1 protein-coding gene is annotated in these 700 nt (G+C 68.9%); it reads left to right on the forward strand.

Going from position 1 to position 700, the window contains the following annotated elements:
* Positions 1-44: 44 nt before the first annotated feature.
* A partial coding sequence (locus E1281_RS39815; RefSeq protein WP_243717826.1) for a helix-turn-helix domain-containing protein occupies positions 45-700 on the forward strand: 656 nt, incomplete at its 3' end.

A 700-nucleotide genomic window follows, 5' to 3' on the forward strand; every position in this document is an offset into this window, starting at 1 on the left:
TGGCACAAGACGGCCGGAGCGCCGATTTCGACGCCGGGAACCTGGTGCTGTATGACACCTCGCGTCCCTACCTGGCCGAGCTTGCATCAGACATTCCAGCCGGTCAGATGCTGGTCTTACGCTTCCCCCATTCGTTACTGCCGTTGCCTGCCCGGGACCTGCGCCGGCTGACCGCAGTCCGCCTCCCGTGCGACCAGGGCGTCGGTGCGCTGTCATCACAGTTCCTGCTGCAACTGGCCCGGCACATGGACGAACTCAGCCCGTCCGACACCGCCCGGCTGTCCACCCTGGCCCTCGACCTGCTGACCACGGCGCTGGCCAACGCGGTGGACGCCGACAGCGCCCTGGCACCCCACGCCAGACAGCGCGCGCTGATGGCCCAGATCCACGCCTTCATCGCCGAACACCTGGGCGATCCACACCTGACTCCGGCCGCAGTCGCCGCCGCCCACCACATCTCCATGCGCTACCTGCACAAGCTGTTCCACCACGAAGGCCGCACCGTCGCCGGCTGGATCCGCGAGCGCCGCCTGGACCAGTGCCGACGCGACCTCTCCGACCCACGCCTGACCACCCGTCCCATCAGCGCCATCGCCGCCCGGTGGGGATTCACCAGCCCCGCACACTTCAGCCAGACGTTCCGCACCGCCTACGGGCTCTCACCACGCCAGTTCCGCCGGCAGTACGCCACAGCGCACAC

Source organism: Actinomadura sp. KC345 (assembly GCF_004348515.1).
Classification (GTDB): Bacteria; Actinomycetota; Actinomycetes; order Streptosporangiales; family Streptosporangiaceae; genus Spirillospora.